The sequence below is a fragment of the Thiomonas sp. UBA7699 genome (assembly GCF_002482605.1).
Lineage (GTDB): Bacteria > Pseudomonadota > Gammaproteobacteria > Burkholderiales > Burkholderiaceae_C > Thiomonas > Thiomonas arsenitoxydans.
Map to the genome: position 1 here is coordinate 74042 of NZ_DLGH01000015.1, position 18530 is coordinate 92571.

Annotated in this window: 13 protein-coding genes and 1 riboswitch; of the genes, 7 read left to right on the forward strand and 6 right to left on the reverse strand. The window is 64.4% G+C overall.

What is annotated here, in order from left to right; all coding sequences use genetic code 11:
• Positions 1-600, reverse strand: coding sequence for a Crp/Fnr family transcriptional regulator (locus tag B3H47_RS05855; RefSeq protein WP_013107203.1), 600 nt, complete (start codon positions 598-600; stop codon positions 1-3).
• Positions 601-670: 70 nt separating this feature from the next.
• A riboswitch (S-adenosyl-L-homocysteine riboswitch) is annotated at positions 671-750 on the forward strand.
• Positions 751-794: 44 nt separating this feature from the next.
• On the opposite strand from B3H47_RS05855, the gene metH reads away from it, so the two are divergent.
• Positions 795-3533 (forward strand): methionine synthase, encoded by a 2739-nt coding sequence (gene metH / locus B3H47_RS05860; RefSeq protein WP_286728904.1) that lies wholly within the window; start codon positions 795-797, stop codon positions 3531-3533.
• Between the two features lie 273 nt (positions 3534-3806).
• Here metH and B3H47_RS05865 read toward each other — a convergent pair whose 3' ends face one another.
• The 3 genes from B3H47_RS05865 to B3H47_RS05875 all read right to left on the reverse strand — a co-directional run bounded on the left by B3H47_RS05865 (position 3807) and on the right by B3H47_RS05875 (position 9704).
• Positions 3807-6935, reverse strand: coding sequence for an efflux RND transporter permease subunit (locus tag B3H47_RS05865; RefSeq protein ID WP_286986425.1), 3129 nt, complete (start codon positions 6933-6935; stop codon positions 3807-3809).
• Between the two features lie 15 nt (positions 6936-6950).
• Positions 6951-8135, reverse strand: coding sequence for an efflux RND transporter periplasmic adaptor subunit (locus B3H47_RS05870; RefSeq protein ID WP_013124263.1), 1185 nt, complete (start codon positions 8133-8135; stop codon positions 6951-6953).
• Between the two features lie 66 nt (positions 8136-8201).
• A complete protein-coding gene (locus tag B3H47_RS05875) occupies positions 8202-9704 on the reverse strand; it encodes an efflux transporter outer membrane subunit (RefSeq protein WP_286728905.1) in 1503 nt (500 codons plus the stop codon).
• Positions 9705-9962: 258 nt separating this feature from the next.
• Between B3H47_RS05875 and B3H47_RS05880 the strand changes: the two genes are divergently transcribed.
• The 3 genes from B3H47_RS05880 to B3H47_RS05890 all read left to right on the forward strand — a co-directional run bounded on the left by B3H47_RS05880 (position 9963) and on the right by B3H47_RS05890 (position 13046).
• Positions 9963-10826, forward strand: a complete 864-nt coding sequence (locus B3H47_RS05880) for a helix-turn-helix domain-containing protein (RefSeq protein WP_286986426.1) — start codon at positions 9963-9965, stop codon at positions 10824-10826.
• Between the two features lie 93 nt (positions 10827-10919).
• A complete protein-coding gene (locus tag B3H47_RS05885) occupies positions 10920-12197 on the forward strand; it encodes an O-acetylhomoserine aminocarboxypropyltransferase/cysteine synthase family protein (RefSeq protein WP_286728909.1) in 1278 nt (425 codons plus the stop codon).
• A gap of 87 nt (positions 12198-12284) precedes the next feature.
• Positions 12285-13046: a glycine zipper 2TM domain-containing protein gene (locus B3H47_RS05890; RefSeq protein WP_286728911.1), complete on the forward strand. Its 762-nt coding sequence runs from the start codon at positions 12285-12287 to the stop codon at positions 13044-13046.
• A 271-nt stretch (positions 13047-13317) separates the two neighbouring features.
• On the opposite strand, the gene B3H47_RS05895 is transcribed toward B3H47_RS05890, so the two are convergent.
• Together B3H47_RS05895 and B3H47_RS05900 are read right to left on the reverse strand one after the other, a co-directional pair.
• Positions 13318-14844, reverse strand: a complete 1527-nt coding sequence (locus B3H47_RS05895) for a YifB family Mg chelatase-like AAA ATPase (RefSeq protein ID WP_286986427.1) — start codon at positions 14842-14844, stop codon at positions 13318-13320.
• Positions 14845-14853: 9 nt separating this feature from the next.
• Positions 14854-15141 carry an accessory factor UbiK family protein gene (locus B3H47_RS05900; protein WP_286986428.1) on the reverse strand — a complete coding sequence of 96 codons (288 nt, stop codon included), beginning with the start codon at positions 15139-15141 and terminating at the stop codon, positions 14854-14856.
• A 305-nt stretch (positions 15142-15446) separates the two neighbouring features.
• Here B3H47_RS05900 and B3H47_RS05905 point away from each other — a divergent pair, with 305 nt between their 5' ends.
• From B3H47_RS05905 to B3H47_RS05915, 3 genes are read left to right on the forward strand one after another with little or no spacing between them, the layout of a single operon-like run.
• Complete coding sequence (locus B3H47_RS05905) at positions 15447-16673, forward strand: porin (protein WP_286986429.1); 1227 nt, start codon at positions 15447-15449, stop codon at positions 16671-16673.
• Positions 16674-16707: 34 nt separating this feature from the next.
• Positions 16708-17046, forward strand: a complete 339-nt coding sequence (locus B3H47_RS05910) for a P-II family nitrogen regulator (RefSeq protein ID WP_286986430.1) — start codon at positions 16708-16710, stop codon at positions 17044-17046.
• Complete coding sequence (locus tag B3H47_RS05915) at positions 16988-18388, forward strand: ammonium transporter (RefSeq protein ID WP_286986480.1); 1401 nt, start codon at positions 16988-16990, stop codon at positions 18386-18388. The genes B3H47_RS05910 and B3H47_RS05915 overlap by 59 nt, the downstream gene beginning before the upstream one ends.
• The last annotated feature ends 142 nt before the right edge of the window (positions 18389-18530 follow it).

An 18530-nucleotide genomic window follows, 5' to 3' on the forward strand; every position in this document is an offset into this window, starting at 1 on the left:
TCAGTCCGGCGCCGCAGGGTCGTCGAGCTGGCTGGGCGAAAAACCCGACTTCGGCCCCAGCATCTGCGCGCGGATGGCCGGGTGCATGGCGCTGACCAGGCGCGACATCGAAGTGAGTTTGTTCGATGTGTCGCGCAGATGCTCGGCCAAACGGCTGGCGATGCCCAGAGCGAGTCGCGCCGCCGTTGCGGGATGCTCGACCAGCAGCCGCTCCAGCGCATCGCGGCTGAGTTCGGCCAGGGCCACATCGGAATAGGCCACGCAACTCGCGCTGCGCGGCGCATCGAGCAAGACGCCCATTTCCCCGAACATCTGCCCGGCCTTGGCGATGGAAACCACCAGACTGTCGCCTTGGTGCTGCGGCGCTTTCTCCACACTCACCTCGCCATACAGCAGCATCAGAATGGTGCCGTCGTGCGTGTCGTCATCCTGCTGAATGAAGCGCGTGCCCGCCTGCATCCAGCGCACCTGCATCTGGTTGGCGATGAGTACGGCATCTTCCGCGGTCAGCCGGTGGCCGGGCTGACGCAGCAGCAACTGCGCAATGCGCGGCGCCCAGGTGGCGTGGACGGACTGCTGGGAAGGTCGGCGATCGGGCATGGCGATGGATGGGGTTACGAATGCATGGTAGGCCCGGTGCACCTCATTCCTATTGATATTTACAATAGTTCACTCCAAGGAGCGTTGCAGCGCCTGCCGCGAAGTGTGCGGCAGGGGTCAGGCTTGGGGTCTCAACGGCGCTCATCCCTTCTTCCCCTGCGCGGTGACGAAGGCTGACAACTGATCGAGATCCCATGTCCCAAGACGCAACCGCCCCCGCTCTGCCCCCGCTGCAACTCTCCGGCCTCGAGCCGCTCATCGTCGGCCCCGGCTCGCTGTTCGTCAACATCGGCGAGCGCACCAATGTGACGGGTTCCAAAGCCTTCGCCCGCATGATCCTCGCCGGGGAGTACGACAAGGCGCTGGCCGTGGCACGGCAGCAGGTGGAAAACGGCGCGCAGATCATCGATGTCAATATGGACGAAGCCATGCTCGACAGCAAGGCGGCGATGGTGCGCTTTCTCAACCTCATGGCCTCCGAGCCCGACATCGCCCGTGTGCCGGTGATGATCGACAGTTCCAAGTGGAGCGTGATCGAGGCCGGGCTGCGCTGCGTGCAGGGCAAGGCGGTGGTGAACTCCATCTCCATGAAGGAAGGCGAGGCCGAGTTCATCCGCCAGGCGCGGCTGCTGCGCCGCTATGGCGCGGCCACCGTGGTCATGGCGTTCGACGAGCAAGGGCAGGCCGACACTTTCGAGCGCAAGACGCAGATCTGCGAGCGCGCCTATCGCCTGTTGGTCGATCAGGTGGGGTTTCCGGCGGAAGACATCATCTTCGATCCCAACATTTTCGCCATCGCCACCGGCATCGAGGAGCACAACAACTACGCGGTCGATTTCATCAACGCCACGCGCTGGATCAAGCAGAACCTGCCCGGTGCCAAGGTGTCGGGCGGCGTGTCCAACGTGAGTTTCAGCTTCCGCGGCAACGAGCCGGTGCGCGAAGCCATCCACACCGTGTTCCTATATCACGCCATTGCCGCCGGGATGGACATGGGCATCGTCAACGCCGGGCAAATGGGCGTTTACGACGACCTCGACCCCGAGTTGCGCGAGCGCGTGGAAGACGTGGTGCTCAACCGCCGCCCCGACGCCACCGAGCGCCTGCTCGAAGTGGCTGAAGCGGTGAAGGGCGCGGCCAAAGACGATAGCGTCCGGCTGGCCTGGCGCGAGCTGCCGGTGCGCCAGCGTCTGAGCCACGCGCTGGTGCACGGCATTACCGACTTCATCGTCGACGACACCGAAGAAGTCTGGCAGACCATCCGTGCCGAAGGCGGGCGGCCGCTGCACGTCATCGAAGGCCCGCTGATGGACGGCATGAACGTGGTCGGCGACTTGTTCGGCGCGGGCAAGATGTTCCTGCCCCAGGTCGTCAAGAGTGCGCGGGTGATGAAGCAAGCCGTGGCCCATCTGCTGCCCTATATCGAAGCCGAGAAGCTGGAAATGCAGGCCGCCGGTTGCGATGTGCGCGCCAAGGGCAAGATCGTCATCGCCACGGTGAAGGGCGACGTGCACGACATCGGCAAGAACATCGTCACCGTGGTGCTCCAGTGCAACAACTTCGAAGTGGTGAACATGGGCGTGATGGTGCCCGCCAAGGACATTCTGGCCAAGGCGCGCGAGGAAGGCGCCGACATCATCGGGCTGTCCGGCCTCATCACCCCGAGCCTCGAAGAAATGCAGCATGTGGCCGCCGAGATGCAACGCGACGACTACTTCCGCAGCCGCAAGATGCCCCTGCTCATCGGCGGCGCCACCACCAGCCGGGTGCATACGGCGGTAAAAATTTCCCCGCATTACGACGGGCCGGTGGTGTACGTGCCCGATGCCTCGCGCAGTGTGGGCGTGGCGCAGAACCTGCTGTCCGATCAGGCAGCGGCCTATATCGCCGAGATCGAGGCCGACTACGAAAAGGTGCGCATTCTGCACGCCAACAAGCGCGTGACGCCCTTGGTGCCGCTGGCCGCCGCCCGCGCCAACAAAAGCAAAATCGACTGGTCGGGCTACACGCCGCCGGTGCCCAAGTTCATCGGGCGGCGGGTGTTTCGCAACTACGACCTGTCCGAGATCGCGGCCTGCATCGACTGGGCGCCCTTCTTCCAGACCTGGGATCTGGCGGGCAAGTTTCCCGACATCCTCACCGACGACATCGTGGGCGAATCCGCTCGCCGCGTCTACAGCGACGCGCAGCGCATGCTCAAGCGTCTGATCGAAGGCCGCTGGCTCACCGCCAATGCCGTCATCGGGTTATGGCCGGCCAATAGTGTGAATGATGACGACATCGCACTCTATACCGACGAGAGCCGCAGCAGCGAGCTGATGGTGTGGCATGGCCTGCGCCAGCAGACCGAGCGCCCGGTGGTGGACGGCGTACCCCGCCCCAACCGCGCGCTGGCTGACTTCATCGCGCCCAAGGGCGTGGCGGCGGACTACATCGGCATGTTCGCCGTGACCGCCGGACTGGGGGTGGAAGCGAAGGAGAAAGCCTTCCTCGCCGACCTCGACGACTATTCCGCCATCATGCTCAAGTCGCTGGCGGACCGCTTGGCCGAGGCATTGGCCGAGCGCATGCACCAGCGCGTGCGCACCGAGTTCTGGGCGTATGCGCCCGATGAATCGCTGAGCAACGCCGAGTTGATCGCCGAGAAGTACCGGGGCATCCGCCCGGCGCCGGGTTATCCCGCCTGCCCTGAACACTCGGTGAAAGGGGAGATGTTCGCCGCGCTGCAGGCGCAGGACATCGGCATGTCGCTGACCGAGAGCTGGGCCATGATGCCCGCAGCCAGCGTGAGCGGCTTTTATTTCGCCCACCCGCAGGCGCAATACTTCAATGTCGGCGCGGTGGGTGAAGACCAGAAGGCCGATTGGGAACGCAGAGCCGGTCGGCCGTTGGAGTCGGTGGCGATTCAGGCGTTGGAGCCTGCCAAGGTCTGAATCAAGTCGCTGCGTCGATTTGTTGCGGCTCAGTCCAGTGCAACTCTTTTGGCACTGTGCCGCCGTTCTCGGCCCGCTTTAGCCGCACGGTCTTGTGCGTCAGCCACACAGATCGATGCGCCAGATGACAGGCTGCAGCAGGAGACCGTGACACGAGCGGTGGTGGCGATGAGCTCCTCTGCATCACGGTCGCCCAAAAAGACATTTCTGGCAGAGCGAGACCATTGGGAATGCAAGAAAAAACCGGCGAAAAGCCGGTTTTTTCAATAATGCTCAGTGCGCCGTAGAGGCGCCGCCGCCGGGCGGATGCGCCAGCGGGTCATTCGCCTCCGCTTCACGCAGCGCCTGGGCGCGGGCCTCGTGGCTATGGTCGGCGCCGAGCAGCATGTACATCGCAGGCACGACGAACAGCGTGAACAGGGTGCCGATGGACAGGCCGGTGGCGATGACCAGGCCCATGTTGAAACGGCTGACCGCGCCCGCTCCGCTGGCGAAAATCAGCGGCATGACACCCAGCACCATGGCGGCAGTGGTCATCAGAATCGGACGCAGACGCATGCCTGCGGCGTGTTCGATGGCTTCGCGTTTACTTCGCCCTTCACGCTGCAGGTTGTTGGCGAACTCGACGATGAGAATGCCGTGTTTGGAGATCAAGCCGATCAGCGTCACCAGCCCGACCTCGGTGTAGATGTTGAGGGTGGCGTGGCCGATGCCCAGGTTGATGAACAGCAGCGCGCCCGAGATCGCCATGGGCACCGACACCAGAATGATGACCGGATCGCGGAAGCTCTCGAACTGTGCCGACAGCGCCAGGAAAATGATAATCATGGCAAAGCCGAAGGTCAGCACCAGCCCGCCGGTCTCTTGCTCGAACTGCCGCGACGGCCCGGCGAAGTCGTAGCTATAGCCGACCGGCAGGGTGCGCTTGGCAAGGGTCACCAGATCGTCCAGCGCCTGCCCCTGGGCGATGGTGGGCAGGGAAACGCCCTGAATGGTGGCCGAGTTGAGCTGCTGGAAGTGGTTGATGGTTTCGGGCTGCACGCTCGAGGTCAGGTGCACCACGGTGGACAGCGGCACCATCGCCCCGCTGGCCGTGCGGATGTAGTAGTGCTGCAGCTGGCTGGCATTGAGGCGGTACTTTTGCGCGACCTGCGGAATGACCTTGTAGGAGCGGCCGTCGAGTTCGAAAAAGTTGACGTAACCGCCGCCGAGCATGGCCGACATCGCCGAGCCGATGTCCTGCATGGTCAGGCCGAGTTGCGCGGCCATGTTGCGGTCGATGTGCAGGCGGGTCTGCGGCAGATCGATGCGCAGGTCAGACTGCAGGAAGATGAACTTGCCGGTTTTCAGCGCGTCTTGCAGGAATTTCTGCGACACCTCGTAGAGCTTGTCCGCCGGTTCGGTGGTGGTGATGACGAACTGGATGGGCAGGCCTCGCGAGCCCGGCAGCGGCGGCGGCTGGAACACGGCGATCTGGCTGCCGGCGATGTGATTGAGCTTTTGCTGTAGCTCGGGCTGCATCTGCGTGGCCGTACGGGTGCGCTCGTTCCAGGGTTTGAGCACCATGCCGCCGATCACTTGACTGGGGGTGTTGAGCTGGAACACATGGTCGGTTTCGGGGAAGGTCTTGAACACGTCATAGACCTGCTTGGCATAGAGCGCGCTCTGATCGAGCGTGGCCGTCGGGCTGTTGAACGATATGGCGATGAGCACGCCCTGATCTTCTTGCGGCGCCAGCTCCGACATGGAGGTGGAGTAGAGGAAGTAGATGGAGCCCAGAATGATGACCGCCATCACCGCCGTCACCGGCAGAAAGTTGAGCGAGCCGTGCAGGGTGCGCTCGTAGCGGTTGTGCAGCCGGTCGAAGCTGTGATCGAGGAACAGCACCAGCCGGTCTTGCCAGCTATGGCTCTGCGGGTCGGGCGCCTTGAGCAGCTTGGAGCACATCATGGGCGACAGCGTCAGCGCGATGATGGCCGAGATCACCACGGTGCCCACCAGGGTGAAGGCGAACTCGGTGAACAGCGCACCGGTGAGGCCGCCCATGAAGCCGATGGGCACATACACCGCCACGAGCACGATGGTCATGGCGATGATGGGGTTGGCCAGTTCACGCGCGGCCCGCACGGCGGCGTCATGCCGCGACATGCCTTCTTCGAGGTGGCGGCTGATGTTCTCGACCACGATGATGGCGTCGTCCACCACCAGTCCGATGGCCAGCACGATGGATAGCAGGGTGAGCAGGTTGATCGAGTAGCCCAGCGCCAGCATGATGGTGAAGGTGCCCACGATCGACAGCGGGATGGCGACCAGCGGAATGATGACCGAGCGCAGCGAACCGAGGAAGATGAACACCACGGCGGTGACGATGAGCACGGCTTCGACCAGCGTCTTGATCACCTCGTCGATGGAGGAGGTGACGAACTTGGTCGAGTCATAGACGATCTGCCCCTTCAATCCGGCGGGCAACTGCTGCTGAATATCGGGGAAGACCTTGCGCACGCGGGCCACGACGTCGAGCAGATTGGCGCCGGGCGCCACCTGAATGCCGACAAACACCGAGGACTTGCCATCGAAGGCCACCGAGCTGTCGTAGTCGTCCGAGCCGAGGGTGACGTTGGCCACCTGATCGAGCCGCACCACCTGGCCGTCAACCGTCTTCACCACCATATTGCGAAAGCCACTGAGCGACTTCAGATCGGTGTTGGCCGACACATTGATCTGCACCATCTGGCCTTTGGTATTGCCCGTGGCCGAGAGATAGTTGTTGGCGGCCAGGGCCGAATACACATCGGCGGCAGTCAGGCCGTAGGCCGCGAGTTTGTTGGGGTCGAGCCAGGCGCGCAGGGCGAAATTCTTGGCGCCCAGAATCTCCGCCGTCTGCACGCCGTCGACCGACTGCAGCCTGGGCTGCACCGAACGGGTGATGTAGTCGGTGATCTGATTGGGCTTGAGCACATCGCTGTAAAAGCCGATATACATGGCGTCGATGGTCTGCCCGATGGAGACGGTGAGCACCGGCTTCTGCGCCGCGGCGGGCAGCTGGTTGAGCACCGAGTTCACCTTGGTGTTGATCTCGGTGAGCGCCTTGTCGGGGTCGTAGTTCAGCCGCAGGTTGGCGGTGATGGTGCTGCTGCTCTGCACGCTGCTCGACGTCATGTAGTCGATGCCGTTGGCCTGCGCGATGGCGTTTTCCAGCGGCGTGGTGATGAAACTGGCCACCAGATTGGCGTCGGCGCCGGGGTAGGTGGTGGTGACGGTGACCACGGCGTTCTGCGTGTACGGATATTGCAGCACCGGCAGCAAGCCCGCCGAGCGCAGGCCGAGCACCAGAATCACCAGGCTGACCACCATGGCCAGTACCGGACGATCAATGAAGATGTCTGTGAATTTCTTGTTCATCGCGCTCTAGCCGGTTCAGGAATTGGGCACTTGCGGGTTGGGGTTGTCCGACGGCTGCACGCTGTTGTTGATCAGCACCGGCACGCCATTGCGCAGCTTGAGTTGCCCGGCGGTCACCACGGTGTCACCGGCCTTCAGCCCGCTGAGCACGGCCACCTGGTCTCCGCGCGTCAGCCCGGTGGTGATGAAGCGCTGCTCGGCCACCAGCTTGGGTTTGCCGTCGGCGCCCTTGCCTTCGTCCTTGACCAGAAAGACCGTCGCGCCATACGGGTTGTAGGCCACGGCCGCGTTAGGCAGGGTGATGTAATTGCGCGGCTCGCCGTCGGTCAGTCGTATCGTGGCGAACACGCCGGGCAGCAACTCGCCCTTGGGGTTGGGAATGCGGGCGCGCACCGTGAGGTTGCGCGTGGCCGTGTTGATCTGCGGCTCGACCGCAATGACCTTGGCTTCGAAGGTTTTGCCGGGCGCCGCGTTGGTGGTGAGCTCCGCCTTCATGCCCACATGCACCAGATCGATCTGGTTCTGCGGCACGGTGAAGTCGATGTCCATCGGATCGAGCGCCTGAAGCGTGACCACCGCCGTGCCCGGCGCCAGATATTGGCCGAGGTTGACCTGCCGAATGCCCAGCACGCCCGCGAACGGCGCGGTGACAGTGGCCTGCGCCAGCACCGCCTTTTGCGCATTGATCTGCTCGGCCAGCGCCTTGAGTTGGGCCTGCACGCTGGTCACATTGGCACGGTCGGTGTCAACCACGGCCTGGCTGATGGCCTGCACCTTGAGCTGCGCTTCGTCTCGCGCCAGAGTGATTTGCGCCAGATTGAGCTGGGCCTGCAACTGTCCGACCTGCGCCTGCAGCTGCGCGAGCTGGGCGCGCTGCGGGGCGTCGTTGATCTGCGCCAGCACTTGGCCCGCGCGCACCTTCTCGCCAGAGCGGAAATGAATGGCGGTGACCACTCCTGCAATCTGCGGACTGAGCGAGGCCTGCTGGCTGGCGCGCAAATTACCGAGCGCCTCGACCGTGGGCTGCCAGGATGACTCCTGCGCCACGATGGTCGAAACCGTCTGCGGCGGGTTGGACATGCCCTTGATCGCCTTGGCAATCATGGTGCTCTTGAAGTGCTGGAACCACACCATCCCCCCAATCAGGACGGCGGCGATGATGAGCATGATGATCATGCGCTTGGTGGTGCCTTTGGTCATCTGTGAACTCCGTGTACTGGCTTTTGTAGGGGGGCTGATCGGGAATGCCGAGGGAATATTGAAGGCTTACTTGCTGGCCGACGCAGCGGCGACTGGGGCGCTCTGCTCATCCAGCACACCGCCGCCCATGGCCTGATAGAGGGCTGCGCTGTCGGCCAGACGCTGCGCCTGGGCCGAGATCAGGCCGATGCGGGTTTGCTGCGCCTGCTGCTGCGCGGTGAGCAACTGCAGATAGCTGGCGGCGCCCAGCAGGTATTGCTGATCGACGAGCTTGAGCGACTCTTGCGCTGCCGTATCGGCTGCGGCCTGCGCCTGCAGCGTCTGCGCGTCGTTGTCGAGCGCGCGCAAGGCATCGGCCACATTGCGCAGGGCTTGCAGCACGGTCTGTTGATAGTTGGCTCCGGCCGCTTGCAGGCTGGCTTCAGCCGCGTTTGCACCGGCCTTCAAACCGGCATTGAACAGGGGTTGAGCCAGACTGCCGGCCAGCGACCAAACCGCCGAGCCCGGGCCGAACAAGGCGCCCATGGTGAGCGCCTGAGTGCCCAGACTGGCGCTGAGATTGATCTGCGGATAAAGGTTGGAGACTGCCACGCCGTACTGCGCCGTGGCCGCGTGCAACAGCGCCTGGCTGGCCTGGATGTCCGGGCGCTGCTGCACCAGCGCGGACGGCACGACGACGGGCAGCGTTTGCGGCAAGGTGAAGTCGGCCAGGGTGAACCGAGGAATATCGGCCGCGCCCGGCGCCTGGCCGAGCAACACGGCCAGCAGATGATCGGTCTGCTCGAGCTTGTTGCGCAGCGGCGGGATGCTGGCGCGCGTCTGCTCCACCTGAGTTTCTAGCGTCAGCACATCGGTGCGGGCCGCAGCGCCGAGGGCGAAGCGTTTGCGGGCGATATCGAGCTGGTTTTGCTGCGCCTTGAGGATGGTCTCGGTGGCGTCGATCTGCGCCCCAAGCTGCGCCTGGGTGAACGCCGCCGTGACCACATTGGCCGCCAGGGTCAGCTTGGCCCCCTGGAGCTGGTACTGCTGATAGACGGCCTGCGCGGCCAGGGCTTCGAGCGCGCGGCGGTTGCCGCCGAACAGGTCGAAGTTGTAGTTGACCGCAATGCTGGCGTTGTACAGGTTGAAAATGTTTGTGGCGCTGCTGCTCTGTCCGACAGACGCCGCATTGGTCTGATTGCGGTTGGCGCCGAGCTTGCCATTGACCGTGGGATAGAGCGTGGAACCGGCCTGCGCCTGGTAAGTCTGCTGCGCCTGGCGCAGGGTGGCTTCGGCGGCGGCCAGCGTCGGGCTGCTGCGCTGCGCCGCGTCCACCAAGCTATCGAGGCGGGAAGAGCCATAGACCCGCCACCAGTCGGGCGCGATGCGCTCGACCGTCTGGAAGCGCTGCGCCCCGCCCAGCGTGCCGGGGGCCGATGCGGTCTGCGCGGGCAAGGCCTGGCGGGTGTATTGCTGAACCGAGGGCGCCTTGGGCGTATGGAAATCGGGGCCGACCGTCGTGCAGCCGCCAAGCAGGGCGGCGCCAAGGGCAATCCATAAAACGCGAGGGGTCGCGGGCAAATTCTGCATAAGGCGGTCCGGAGAGGCGGAAGGCAATGGGGGAGAAAAACCTGACGATTTTCACCGCGCGATGCGCCCTAGAGCAGGGCGCTGCGGATCAAAAGCCGACTGATTCTAGGATGCGCTTGCGATTCCTGCCGGGCGCGCTCCCCCGATTGCATGGGACGAACGAGGCGGATGCTAGGGGAGGACGATATGGCCGGGTTGCTTTAGTATGCCAATGAATATCGCAAACACGCCACACAAATGCGCCACACAAACGCCGCTATGCCCCACACCGCGCCGACGTCCACTGATGGCGAATGCAGCAAGGCCGAGTTGCTCGACCGCATCAATCACCTGGGCGGCGCCGAGCTGATCGCGGTGAATGTGCGCAATCAGCTCGCCATGGACCCGCAGACCCATTGCCATGCCCGCGGCACGCTGTTTCTGCTCACCGAGGGTCTGGTCATTGTGGAAACCGCGCAGGGTCGCCAGCTTTCCCCCTCGCAGACCATCGGCTGGATGCCGCCCGGCGTGGAGCACGCGGTGCAGTCTTACGGGCCGACCGCGGGTTTCGGCGCCTTTCTCACGCCGCAGTTCTGCGGTGATCTGCCGGCCGAACCGACGAGCTACCCGGTCAACCCGCTGGTGGCGCTGGTGCTGCAAAAGGCACTGAACTGGCCGCACGACACCCCGCTCGATCTCACCCGCATGCGTCTGCTGCTGGTGCTGCTCGATGAATTACGCCAGTCGCCCGCCCGCCCGCTGCAACTACCCTGGCCGCAGGACGCCCGGCTGCTGAGCATCGCCCGCGCCCTGCTGGGCAATATTGCCAGCCCGCGCACCCTGGAGCAGTGGGCGCGCTGGGCCGACATCAGCGCCCGCTCGCTGAGCCGGAAATTCGTGCTTGAAACCGGCATGAGCTTCGCCCAATGGCGGCAATGGGCGCGGCTGACCCAGGCGCTGGAATGGCTGGCCACGGGCCGGGCGGTGAAGGATGTGGCGCTGTCTCTGGGGTATGACAGTGTGAGCGCCTTCATCAAGACCTTCCGCCAGGCGCTGGGCACCACGCCATCGGCCTACTTCCAGACGCAGCAGCGCAAGCAGGCGGCCTTGAGTCCTCGCGTCGCTGCAGATCAAGAGGCATAAGCTTCAAACGATTCGATCCTTGGATTTGCGTCAAATGCCCATTAGGCTTTGACCCACATTGGGCTTTGACCCATATCGACCGGAGACCTCCCCATGAAATTCGAAACCCTGGCCGTCCACGCCGGCTACAGCCCCGATCCCGTGACCCGTTCGGTCGCCGTACCCATTTATCAGACGGTGTCGTACGCCTTCGACGACACCCAGCACGGCGCCGACTTATTCGATCTGAAGGTCGCGGGCAATATCTACACCCGTATGATGAATCCGACCAACGACGTGCTGGAAAAGCGCGTCGCAGCGCTCGAAGGCGGCGTGGCGGCGCTGACGGTGGCTTCGGGCATGGCTGCCATCACCGCGGCGATTCAAACCCTGGCCGAGGCAGGCGACAACATCGTCTCCAGCAGCCGTTTGTATGGCGGCACCTACAACCTGTTCGCCCACACCTTCCCGCGGCAAGGGCTGGAGGTGCGCTTCGCCGACCCGCGCGACCCCGATGCCTTCGCCCGGCTGATCGACGCCCGCACCCGCGCGGTGTTTTGCGAAACCATCGGCAATCCGCTGGGCAACGTCACCGACATCGGCGCGCTCGCCGCGGTAGCGCACGCCCATGGCGTGCCGCTGATCGTGGACAACACCGTGCCCTCGCCCTACCTCTGCCGTCCGTTCGAGCACGGCGCCGACATCGTGGTGCACGCGCTGACCAAATACCTCGGCGGCCACGGCAACAGCATGGGCGGAGCCATCGTCGACTCCGGCAAGTTCGACTGGGCCGCGCACGCCGACCGCTTCAAGCTGCTGGTCGAGCCCGATGTGAGCTATCACGGCGTGAGCTACACAGCGCAGTTCGGCGCCGCCGCGTTCATCGCCCGCGCCCGCGTGGTGCCGCTGCGCAATATGGGCGCGGCGCTGTCCCCGCTCAACGCCTTTCTCATTCTGCAAGGCGTCGAAACCCTGCCGCTGCGCATGGACCGCATTTGCGCCAACGCGCTGCACATCGCTGCGTACCTGCAAAAGCATCCGCGGGTGGCCTGGGTGCGCTACGCCGGGCTGGTCGACCATCCCGATCACGACGTCGCCCAGCGCATGATGCAGGGCCGTGCCTCGGGCATCCTGAGCTTCGGGCTCAAAGGCGGCCGCGAAGCCGGGGCGCGTTTTCAGGATGCGCTCAAGCTGTTCACCCGGCTGGTCAACATCGGCGACTGCAAGTCGCTGGCCTGCCATCCGGCCACGACCACGCATCGCCAGCTCAACGCGCAGGAGCTGGCTGCTGCCGGGGTGAGCGAGGACATGGTGCGGCTGTCCATCGGCATCGAGAATCAACAAGACCTGATCGCCGACCTGGATCAGGCGCTGGAGGCCAGCGGCCACTGATGTGCAGCGCTGCGGGCGGCTGTCGTCAAATAGGCGGTCTGCCGCGTTAACCACGCACACATTTCATCGGAATCACGGGAGAGCAATATGTCATCCATTCCTCCGCAAGGCCCAGCCACGACGGGAAAAGGCGTCTGGATCGCGGTTTTCGTCATGGGCGCCGTCATCGTGGCCTTGCTGGCCGCGGTGCTTTACAAGCTCAGCGATAGCTCGGGCAGCAAACCCGAAGTCGCCGCAGCCTCAGCGGTGGCCGCGCCCACCAAACCACTGGCCGCCGCGTCGCAACCGGCCAGCGCGCCGGTCGTAGCAACAGGCCTCGCCCCAAGGTCCGCCGCCGAATCGGCCCAGGCGCCCGCGCCCCAGCCTGTGGTCAAACAGCCCGTAGTCGCCCCGCAACCCTCCCGCGTGGCACAACAGACGGCCGCGCCGCAGACCTTCGCGCCGCAACAGTTCGCTCCTCAACAAGTTGCACCGCAAACCGCGCCCGTTCCGGCCGCACCGCAGCAGCCCGTCTGCAATAACTGCGGCACGGTGACTGCGGTCACGCCGGTGCAGGTGCAGTCGCAGCAGACCAACCCGGTGGGCGTGATCGCCGGGGGACTCATCGGCGGCATCCTGGGCAATCAGGTCGGCGGCGGTGACGGACGCAAGCTAGCCACCGTGGCTGGCGCCATCGGCGGCGGCCTTGCGGGCAACGAAATCGCCAAACGGGTGGATGCGCAGACTGTCTACAACGTGCAAGTCCGCCTGGACAACGGTCAGGTACAGACGATGCAGCTCAAGGTCGCCCCTCCCGTGGGACAGCGCGTGCAGATTGGCGCTGACGGCGGACTCAACCCGATTCAATAAAGTCTGCACGCTATTTCTTAACGGCCAAACACCGCCTGTTTACGGGGGGTCGCCACACTGTTCGCGGATGATTGACGGGAAAGATAGAGCGTTACAAAATGGGCTGAACTTTTTGCTTTTTTCCTGAACAGAACTGGTGCTACGTGGCTTGAGTTCATGCTTGATCCTGTGGCCCTCCAAGTTGCCCGGTAGTCTGCTCTACAGACTCTCCCCCCGATCCGGGCATTTCCAGCCAGGTGCGCAAAGCACCTGGCTTTTTTTTGTGCTCAGATCACTCCGATGCCAAGGCGCGGCGCAACTGCATGGCCTCGGCCAGATGGGGCAAACCGATGCGCTGCGAACCGGCCAGATCGGCGATGGTGCGCGCCAGCCGCAGCACCCGATGCGCCGCACGCGAAGACCACCCCAGCCGGGTGATCGCCTGGCTCAGAAACGCGCTGCCGGCGGTGTCGAGGGCGCAGTGCTCATCGAGTTCAGCGCCCTGCAACTGGGCATTGAGTGCCCCTTGCCGCGCCTGCTGCCGATCAGCGGCTATGGCCACACGAGCGGCGATCTGCGCGCTGGTTTCGCCTTGCGGCAACTGCAGCAGCGCGTCAGGCGCAATGGCGCCGACTTCGACCTGAATATCGATGCGGTCAAGCAAGGGGCCGGAGATACGCCCCTGATACCGCGACACCTGGTCAGGCGTGCAGCGGCAGGCCCTGGTGGTATGCCCCAGATAGCCGCAGGGACAGGGATTCATCGCCGCGATGAGCTGAAACCGCGCCGGAAACTCGGCCTGCCGCGCCGCGCGGGAAATATGAATGCGCCCGGTCTCCAGCGGTTCGCGCAGGCTCTCCAGCACGGCGCGGTCAAATTCGGGGAGCTCGTCGAGGAAAAGAACATTCTGCGTGGCCAGACTGATTTCGCCGGGCCGGATGGCTCCCGCGCCGCCGCCCACCAGCGCCACCGCCGACGCGGTGTGGTGCGGGCTGCGCACAAAACGTCGCCCCCATTGTGTCGGGTCGAAGCGTCCCACCAGACTGAGCACCGTCGCACTCTCCAGCGCCTGCGCGCGGGTCAAGGCGGGCAACAACCCGGCAAAGCGCTGCGCCAGCATGGACTTGCCGCTGCCCGGCGGCCCCACCATCAGCACATGATGTCCCCCGGCTGCGGCGATTTCCAGCGCGCGTTTCGCCGCGCTGTGGCCGCGCACTTCGGCCATGTCGGGCGCGTCGGCAGGCGCGGCCTCAACCTTGGCAGATGTGACCGGCTGCGCGGCGCCGTCCTGTTCGAGCAAATAGGCCACCACTTCCTGCAGATCACGCGCACCAAAAACAGCCGCGGCTTGCGCCAAAGCCGCCTCTTCAGCACTGCTTTGAGGCAAAACCAGCCGAGGCTCAGCCGCCTCGTCGTCCCCTTGCGCCCCAAGCGCACACGCCATGGCCAGCGCGCCGCGCGTGGGGCGCAGTTCACCCGTCAGCGACAACTCTCCGGCAAAGGTGTGCCCATGCAGGCGCTGCAGCGGAATCAGCCCCTGCGCGGCCAGCAGGCCAATGGCGATGGGGAGGTCGAAGCGGCCGGACTCCTTCGGCAGATCGGCCGGCGCCAGGTTGACCACGATGCGCTTGTTCGACGGAAAGCCCAGCCCGCTGTTGATGAGCGCGCTGCGCACGCGGTCGCGCGCCTCGCGCACCTCGGCCTCAGGCAGCCCGACGATGGTGAAGCCGGGCAAGCCGGGCGAGAGATGCACCTCCACCGTGACCGGCGGCGCCTCCATGCCCAGCAGCGCCCGGCTGGCGACTTGCGCCAGCGACATGGGCGCGGGTCAGCGCCAGGCGTCTTCGGGCGACGCGGGCGCGCTCTGCGCCCCGTTGTCCAGCCGGGCCTGCAGTTCGCGCACCTGGGCTTCGAGGGTATCGATCTGCTGGCGCGCGGCCAGCAGCATGCGCTGGGTGGCGTCGAACTCGTCGCGCGTCACCAAGTCGAGCCGCCCTGCGGCGGAATGCGCCAGCGCGCGCAGATTGCGCTGCGCATCGTGCAGCGGCGACTGCTCGATCAGGCGACCGATCTGGTCGAAAAACGCGGTATTGCGTTGGCGAAAGCTGTCGTTCATGGCGGAACTCCTGAAATGACCTTGAGCGCCCCCAAGGGCAGAGCTGCGCCCCGTGGGGATCAAGAAAACTTGGGGCAGCCCGGCGTTTCCCTGAGACGCGCATTGTGACCGATTTCCCCCGCCCGACGCGCGGCAGGCCATTGCGTTCTTGCGTCTCGCCAAGGATCAACCCGCCAAGAAACGCACCACTGCGGTGCAAATGCATCCGAACGCACAAAACAGGTGCACCGATTCCCTTCCCAAAGGACGTCAAGCAAGTGACAACGATGTGACAGCCCCGCACAAGCCTGGCACGAAAGCTGCAGATGCTCTCCGGCATTTCATGGTGGGCGTCTTGCCCGGCAGCACTCACAGGAGAAACTTGGATGAACAAAATCGCAATCGCCGCGGCCGTCACCGCAGTTCTGGCCAGCACCGCGGGCGCAGCATCGGCACAGACCACCCCGGCCCCCGCAGCGCCTGCCGCTCCCGCCACACCCAGCCTGGGCGCGGTGATTGCCGCCACACCGGGGCTGAGCATCACGGGGTATGTGGCTTCCACGTACGACTACTTCAATACCTCGTCCACCGCGCTTCGTGCATTCGACACGACCCAAAACGGCTTCAAGCTCAACCAGGCGGCGGTTACTCTGGCCTATTTGCCGAGTTCAGGTGCGGGGGCTCAGGTCACGCTGATTGGCGGTTCGGATGCAAAGATTCTGCGCAATGGGGAAATTCCGCTGTGCGTGACAAGTGCAGGGGCATCTGGTTGCACCAATAGCCAGTTCGATCTGAACAATGCCTTCGTGCAGTACGCCACAGGCCCGCTGACGGTGATGGCCGGCAAGTATTCCTCCCTTGCAGGGGCCGAGACGACCAATCCTGTCACCGACAACACCATTTCCCGCAGCCTGCTGTTCTGGGACATGGAGCCAGGCGCGCTGACGGGCGTGCGCGCCAACTACACCGTTGCACCAGCCTTGACCTTGATTGCAGGGGTCAACAACGGCTGGGGTTTCACCACGCCAGCGCCAAGCACATCGAAAACGATTGAGTTGGGCGCCACCGGTGCTCCGAACAAGATGTTCTCCTACACCGCCGACTATTACCGCGGTCAGTCGCCCTGGTTCGGCGGATCGCCCAATGGCGTGCTGCAACTGCTTGATCTCGTCGGGACATTCAACGCCACGGATGCACTGACCTTGGCCGGCAATATTGACATCTTGTCCAAGGACAACGCTTTGCCGAATGGCGGAAAGGGCAAAGCCAACGGCGTCGCGCTCTATGCCACTTATGCCCTCACTCCGCAGTGGGGTCTGGCGGCTCGCGGTGAATACATCGACGACAAGGACGGCATCGTTTCCGGTACGAATGGCACATCCAACAAGCTGAAGGAGCTGACACTGGCTGTGAACTATGCACTGGCATCGAACCTGAAGCTTTCGGCTGAAGTGCGCCAGGACCGGTCGAACGGGGCCATCTACACCAAAAAAGACGGCGCATCGACCACCAAGCAAACCTCGTTCGAGTTGCAAGCGCTTTATTCATTCTGAACCCCACCACACTCCCATCAGGAAGGAGCAACTCATGAAAATGATCACGGCCATCATCAAGCCGTTCAAGCTCGACGAGGTGCGAGAAGCCTTGTCGGGCATCGGGGTGACAGGCATCACCGTCACTGAAGTCAAGGGGTTTGGTCGGCAGAAGGGCCATACCGAGCTGTACCGCGGCGCGGAATACGTGGTGGACTTTCTGCCCAAGGTGAAGATCGAGGCGGCCGTGCCGGAAGCCCTGGTCGAACGCACCATCGAAGCGATCGAAACCGCAGCGCGCACCGGCAAGATCGGCGACGGCAAGATCTTCGTCTCTGCGCTCGAACAGGTCGTGCGCATCCGCACCGGTGAAACCGGCGGCGACGCGCTCTGACCGCATCCACGAGGAATCTGACATGAAAAAAAGTCTCGCAATTCCCGCAGCGCTCGGCGCCATGCTGCTCGGCATGGGCAGCGCCTGGGCGCAGACCGCCCCGGCCGCCGCAGCATCCAATCCGGCCGCCTTCATCAACTCCGGCGACAACGCCTGGATGCTGACCTCCACCGCCCTGGTGCTGCTGATGACCATTCCCGGTCTGGCGCTGTTCTACGGCGGCATGGTGCGCAAGAAGAATGTGCTCGCCACGCTGATGCAGAGCTTCGCCATCACCTGCCTGGTGACGGTGCTGTGGATGATCATCGGCTACAGCCTGGCATTCACGCCGGGCAATGGGTTCATTGGCGGATTGAGCCGCTTCTTCCTGAACGGCATGGGCCTGGATTCGGCCAACCCGCTGGCGCCGACCATTCCTGAGTCGACCTATATGACCTTCCAGATGACCTTCGCCATCATCACCCCGGCGCTGATCGTTGGATCGTTTGCAGACCGCATGAAGTTCTCCGCCCTGTTGTGGTTCATGGGCATCTGGCTGCTGGCCGTGTACGCCCCGATCGCCCACATGGTGTGGGGTGGCGGCTTCCTCGGCGGCGACGGCGTGCTTGACTACGCCGGCGGCACCGTGGTGCACATCAACGCCGGTGTCGCCGGCCTGGTGGCCGCGCTGGTGATGGGCAAGCGAATCGGCTACGGCAAGGAAGCCATGCCGCCGCACAACCTGGTGCTGACCATGATTGGCGCCTCGCTGCTGTGGGTGGGCTGGTTCGGCTTCAACGCCGGTTCCGCCGTGGCTGCCAGCGACCGTGCCGGCATGGCCATGGCCGCCACGCAGATCGCCACCGCCGCTGCGGCGCTGAGCTGGATGTTCGCCGAGTGGATTGCGCGCGGCAAGCCCACCATCCTGGGCATCACCTCCGGCGCGGTTGCCGGCCTGGTGGCCATCACCCCGGCGTCCGGCTTTGTCGGCCCTGGCGGCGCGCTGGCCATCGGCCTGATCGCTGGCGTGGTGTGCTTCTGGACTGCGGTCTATATGAAGGAAATGATCGGCTATGACGACTCGCTCGACGCCTTCGGCGTGCATGCCATCGGCGGCATCATCGGCGCCATGCTCACCGGCGTGTTCGCGGTCAAGGCCATCGGCGGCACCGCCGGCGCCTTGGAAGGCAATATGGCCCAGATCCTGATCCAGGCCAAGGGCGTGGGCTTCACCATCGTCTACGACGCCATCGTCACCTTCGTCATCCTCAAGGTCATCGACAGGGTCATCGGCCTGCGCGTCACCGAAGAGCAGGAACGCGAAGGTCTGGACATCAGCCTGCACGGCGAGCAAGTGCTCTGAGTCAAAGTTCTGAACGCTGCGGCGGCCAGCCGCCGCACCCGAAGGCGTCTCCTCATCCTGTCCCCAGGATGTTCCAACCGCCCCGATGGGGCGGTTTTTTTTCGACAACGGAATAATCGCCGCGCCGGGCCGTCTATGCAGC

Coding starts and splice junctions, on each gene's coding strand:
- B3H47_RS05855 (WP_013107203.1), bottom strand. CDS start 600: ATGCCCGATCGCCGACCTTCCCAGCAGTCCGTCCACGCCACCTGGGCG.
- metH (WP_286728904.1), top strand. CDS start 795: ATGTCCCAAGACGCAACCGCCCCCGCTCTGCCCCCGCTGCAACTCTCC.
- B3H47_RS05865 (WP_286986425.1), bottom strand. CDS start 6,935: ATGAACAAGAAATTCACAGACATCTTCATTGATCGTCCGGTACTGGCC.
- B3H47_RS05870 (WP_013124263.1), bottom strand. CDS start 8,135: ATGACCAAAGGCACCACCAAGCGCATGATCATCATGCTCATCATCGCC.
- B3H47_RS05875 (WP_286728905.1), bottom strand. CDS start 9,704: ATGCAGAATTTGCCCGCGACCCCTCGCGTTTTATGGATTGCCCTTGGC.
- B3H47_RS05880 (WP_286986426.1), top strand. CDS start 9,963: ATGCCCCACACCGCGCCGACGTCCACTGATGGCGAATGCAGCAAGGCC.
- B3H47_RS05885 (WP_286728909.1), top strand. CDS start 10,920: ATGAAATTCGAAACCCTGGCCGTCCACGCCGGCTACAGCCCCGATCCC.
- B3H47_RS05890 (WP_286728911.1), top strand. CDS start 12,285: ATGTCATCCATTCCTCCGCAAGGCCCAGCCACGACGGGAAAAGGCGTC.
- B3H47_RS05895 (WP_286986427.1), bottom strand. CDS start 14,844: ATGTCGCTGGCGCAAGTCGCCAGCCGGGCGCTGCTGGGCATGGAGGCG.
- B3H47_RS05900 (WP_286986428.1), bottom strand. CDS start 15,141: ATGAACGACAGCTTTCGCCAACGCAATACCGCGTTTTTCGACCAGATC.
- B3H47_RS05905 (WP_286986429.1), top strand. CDS start 15,447: ATGCTCTCCGGCATTTCATGGTGGGCGTCTTGCCCGGCAGCACTCACA.
- B3H47_RS05910 (WP_286986430.1), top strand. CDS start 16,708: ATGAAAATGATCACGGCCATCATCAAGCCGTTCAAGCTCGACGAGGTG.